At 61.9% G+C, this 4,834-nt stretch carries 4 protein-coding genes; 3 read left to right on the top strand and 1 reads right to left on the bottom strand.

Annotated features, from left to right (window positions below; translation table 11 throughout):
* Positions 1-75: 75 nt before the first annotated feature.
* On the bottom strand, positions 76-1,410 hold the full coding sequence (gene der / locus VIH17_09210) for a ribosome biogenesis GTPase Der (GenBank protein ID HEY4683412.1): 1,335 nt from the start codon (positions 1,408-1,410) through the stop codon (positions 76-78).
* A gap of 315 nt (positions 1,411-1,725) precedes the next feature.
* Here der and VIH17_09205 point away from each other — a divergent pair, with 315 nt between their 5' ends.
* From VIH17_09205 to queD, 3 genes are all read left to right on the top strand, one after another.
* Positions 1,726-2,424, top strand: coding sequence for a bifunctional precorrin-2 dehydrogenase/sirohydrochlorin ferrochelatase (locus tag VIH17_09205; GenBank protein ID HEY4683411.1), 699 nt, complete (start codon positions 1,726-1,728; stop codon positions 2,422-2,424).
* Complete coding sequence (locus VIH17_09200) at positions 2,421-4,376, top strand: ATP-dependent DNA helicase (protein ID HEY4683410.1); 1,956 nt, start codon at positions 2,421-2,423, stop codon at positions 4,374-4,376. The genes VIH17_09205 and VIH17_09200 overlap by 4 nt, the downstream gene beginning before the upstream one ends.
* A gap of 144 nt (positions 4,377-4,520) precedes the next feature.
* Positions 4,521-4,834: 6-carboxytetrahydropterin synthase QueD (gene queD, locus VIH17_09195; protein HEY4683409.1), on the top strand; the 314-nt coding region annotated here is incomplete at its 3' end.

Genomic DNA, 4,834 nt, shown 5'->3' with positions numbered 1-4,834 from the left:
GCTGAGCCCGGTGGCACCTGCCACCGGGCCTTCGTACCCCCCAGGCTGGTGCCTGGGGGCTCGGCGATGTTCGGCCTACCGGCGTAGGCGTTGCCGGAAGCGGATGGGCGTGCCGGTGAAATCGAAGGCTTCGCGGATGCGATTCTCGAGAAACCGCGCGTAAGAAAAATGGAGCGGCCGCGACTGGTTGGTAAAGAGGACGAACGTGGGCGGGGCAATGGCAGCCTGTGTCATGTAGAGGATTTTCACGGGACGCGCTGAGGGGCTGGTGGCGCGGTCAAAATCCGTCTTGGCCAGGAAGCGGTTCAGTTCGCCGGTCGAGACACGGCGCCGGCGAGCTTCGGCCACCTGGTCAATGACCGGGAAGAGTTTGTCCACTCTTTGGCCGGTTAGCGCGGAGATGAAAACGAGCGGGGCGTACTCCAGAAACTTGCACCGGTAGCGCACCGCTTCTTCGAATTTTCTTGTTGTGCGGGAATCTTTTTTCACCGCATCCCATTTGTTCATCACCAGGATCACCGATCGGCCGGATTCGTGAGCGTATCCGGCGATGGTGGCGTCCGGTTTGGTCACCCCCTCGGTGGCGTCGAGCACGAGCAGGGCCACGTCGGCCTGCTCGAGATATTTTCGCGCCATGACCACGCTCAACTTTTCGGCCAGCAGTTCGGTTTTGCCCTTGCGACGGATGCCAGCCGTGTCAATAAGGCGATAGAGCCGGCCGTCCCGCCGAAGCAGCGTATCCACCGCATCGCGCGTAGTGCCGGGTTCCGGCGCTACAATCACGCGCTCTTCGCCCACCAGGCGATTGAGCAGCGTGGATTTTCCGACGTTAGGCCGGCCGATGATGGCCACGCGCACGGTGGGTTCCTCAGCCGCTTCTTCCCGCTGCGGAAAGTTGGCTGTCACGACATCGAGCAAATCGTCCACTCCCAGGCCGTGTTCGGCCGAGACGGGAAAAACATCCGGGAGGCCAAGCTCATGGAAGGCGTGAGCGAGCGAGACCTGTTGCGGCGTATCCACCTTGTTCGCGGCGACCACGACGGGCTTGCCGAGCTTCCTCAACATGCGTGCCAGGTCGGCATCCACCGGCAGAACGCCGGCCCGTGCGTCCACGACGAGAATGATCCCGGCGGCCTGCTCGAAGGCCACGCGAGCTTGAGCCAGGATTTCGGCGGCGAGGCCCGCCTTTTCATCGGGAACAATTCCGCCGGTGTCCACCACCTCAAAGGGACGGCCTTGCCAGTTCGCCTGGCCATAGATGCGGTCGCGGGTGATGCCCGGCTCATTGGTGACAATCGCTCGTCGCCGGCCAGCGATGCGGTTGAAGAGCGCAGACTTTCCGACATTGGGCCGGCCGACGATAACCACCAGGGGAAGGGCACCTGCTTCTGTTTTGCTGGATGGGGACATAGCGAGATTCCTGTGCTCAGGCCAAACTTCTATTCTATACGCAATCTCCAATTGGTGGCTCGTCACACACGCTCTCGCAGCCCTCGCGCTCGTGCGCTGAGCCCGGTGGCGCCGGCCACCGAGTTCCATCCGAGCCTCCCCCGGACAGGTGCCCGAGGGCTCGGCGCGCCGCAATGGCGACTCACTTTCTGCGGAGACCGAGTGGGGGATTTCAAAACTGCTCTGGCTGTTGTGGTACACTTTGCCCGCCCCGACACGTCGGGGCCCGCGTGCCCCGATTCTTTCGGGGCGTGCTCCGGGCGATTCGCTGACTCCATGCGCTATTACCCCGCATTCCTGGATTTGCGCGGCAAGAGGTGTGCCGTGATTGGCGGAGGCAAGGTGGCCGAACGCAAGGTGCGCGCGCTGCTCCAGGCCGGCGCCAAGGTCTATGTTGCGAGCCCCGATCTGACGCCGGCACTGGCCCGCATGGCGCATCAAGGCCGCATCGCCTATCGGCGCGGGCCCTATGAGCACCTCGACCTCGATGGTGTGTTTCTGGTGGTTGCGGCCACCAACCGCCCGTTCACCCAAAAGCGAGTGGCTGAGGATGCGGCCCGGCGCAACGTTCTCTGCAACGTGGTGGACGCGCCGGAGCATTCGAGCTTGATCGTTCCAGCCTCGCTCGCCCGCGGCGATTTGCAGATTGCCATCTCCACCGGCGGCGCGAGCCCGGCGCTGGCGCAAAAGCTCCGCCAGCAACTCGAAAAGCGGTACGGGGTAGAGTATGCTCAATTCTTGCGCTGGATGCAGGCCGCGCGCAAACGGCTTTTGGAACGCGTTTCCTCAGGCGAGCTGCGCGCCAGGACGTTTCACCGCCTGGCAGGCTCGGACATCCTTCGCATGCTCCGGAGCGGTCGCCAAAAAATGGCCCGGCAGCGGCTCGAAAAGATCCTTGAGAGTGCCCGAAACCGGAAGCGCGCCCGGCGCGCTCGGAAAGCCCACAAGGCCCACAAGGCAAAGAAAATAGGATGAGGAAGCGAGAAACCTCTCTGACTCCGGCGTCCCGACTTGCCGGGACGATGGAGGCCGTTTTCGGCGCTCACGGCGCGCTGGCCAAATGCCTCCCCCACTACGAATTCCGCCGGAGCCAGATTGAAATGGCCGAGGCGATTGAGGAAGCTTTTCAAAAAAAGCAGCACATCATTGCCGAGGCGGGGACGGGCACCGGGAAAACGCTGGCGTATCTTGTCCCGGCCATTCGCGCCGGCCGCCGGGTGGTGATTTCCACCGGCACCAAGAACCTTCAAGAGCAACTCTTTTACAAGGACGTGCCCTTTCTCCGCCGGCACTTCGCTCCGGAGATCAAGGTCAGCTACATGAAGGGGCGGAACAACTTTCTTTGCCGGCAAAAACTCTATGACCTGGAGACGCAACCGATCCTCAAGGGACTCGATGAGGTGGACCAGCTTGCCCGCATCCGCGAATGGGAAAAGGAAACCGAGACGGGCGACCGCGCCGAGCTCGTCGAATTGCCGGACGAAAGCGAGCTCTGGTCCAAGATGGACGCGCGGCGCGACACCTGCACCGGCAAAAAATGCCGGCAGTTCGAGCGATGTTTTTTGACCCTGATGCATCGCCGGGCGCTTGAGTCGGACATCGTCATTGTCAACCACCATCTTTTCTTCGCCGACCTGGCCGTGCGCCAGGACGATTTCGGCGGCATTATTCCGGAATATTCGGCCATCATCTTCGACGAGGCGCACGAGATCGAGGACGTCGCCAGCCGGTATTTCGGCATCGAGGCGAGCAACTACCGGGTGGAAGAGCTGGTGCGCGACACCGAACACACCTTGAAGCTCAAAGCGCTCATCAACGAGCCCATCCTGCGCGTGCTGCACACCCTGCGCGACCGCTCCCGCGCCTTCTTTGATCTCTTTCCGGATAAAGAGGGGCGCTTTGCCTTCGAAGAGCGCGATGATTTCCTCGACCGCCACCACGACCCCTACCACTCCCTCGGCCACTCCCTCCAGCGGCTCGCCACCGAGCTGGCCGGACTTTCTGAAAAGCCCGAAGAGGTTTTCCGGCTCATCGAGCGGGCCAGGGAATTGCGTGACGAGCTGGAGTTTGTGCTGGAATCCAAGGAACGGAACTACGTGTACTGGTTTGAGCGGCGCGGCCGCGGCATCTTCCTGCAAGCGACGCCCATTGACGTCTCGGAAATTCTGCGCGAGCGGCTGTTTGAAAAATTTGACACCATCCTGCTGACCTCGGCGACGCTTGCCGTGGGCGGAAGATTTGATTTCTTGAAGTCTCGCCTCGGGCTGCGGTTTGCCAAAGAACACGTCTTGCCCTCGCATTTTGATTTTCGCCGGCAGGCGATCCTCTACGTGCCTTCGGAGCTCCCGGATGTCCGCCACCCCGGGTTTCTCGAACGCGCGACGGCCGAAATTGCCCGGCTGCTGGAGATTTCCCGGGGCCGGGCGTTTGTGCTCTTTACCAGCTATCAGCAGATGAACGAACTCTACCGCCGCGTGCGCTCGGAAGTGGGTTTTCCGCTGCTCTTGCAGGGCTCCGCGCCGAAGCACCGGCTCCTCGAACGCTTTCGCAAGACGCCCCACGCGGTGCTGTTTGCCACGGCGAGCTTTTGGCAAGGAGTGGACGTGCAGGGGCCGCAGCTCTCTTGCGTCATCATTGACCGCTTGCCGTTTGCGGTGCCGAGCGATCCGGTGGTGGCGGCTCGCATCCGGGCGATTGCCGAAGAGGGTCGCAACGCCTTTGTCGAGTACCAGATTCCGGAGGCGGTTCTGGCGCTGAAGCAGGGGTTTGGCCGGTTAATTCGCGCTCAAACCGACCGCGGCATCCTGGCCGTCCTCGACAATCGCATCCAGCGCATGCCCTATGGTAAGATTTTCCTGGAAAGTCTGCCCGACTATCGCGTCACGAGCCATTTGGGCGATGTCATGAAGTTCATGCATGGTTCCTGAGGGGGAGGGAGCGGGTGATGCAGGCCCGTTTGCCGCGGGCAGGGAGGTGTTGTTTCCGTCTCCCGGATGCAAGGCTTTGAGGCACATTGGCCGCCGGCCCCGGCGGACGGTGCCCGCGCACCCAGGTAAGCCAGAGGAAGCCGCATGTTTGAGATCACGGTAGAAGAGTCATTCGCCGCCGGCCATGCCTTGCGCGGCTACAAGGGAAAGTGCGAAAACGTCCACGGGCACAATTACAAGGTGCGCGTGACGCTTGAAGGCAAGGTGCTCGACTCCATCGGCCTGCTCTACGATTTCCACGACCTGAGAAAGATTGTGCGCGACTTGATCCAGGCCCTCGATCATAAATTCATGAATGAGGTTCCGCCCTTTGACGTGGAAAATCCCTCGGCGGAGAATATGGCGAAGTATTTCTACCATGGTTTGAAAAAGCATCTCGCCGCGCCCGCTGCGGCGGG

This window comes from Candidatus Acidiferrales bacterium, from assembly GCA_036514995.1.
Classification (GTDB): domain Bacteria; phylum Acidobacteriota; class Terriglobia; order Acidiferrales; family DATBWB01; genus DATBWB01.
Note: the sequence above shows the minus strand (reverse complement) of the source record. Positions and strands in the feature narration are given on the sequence as shown.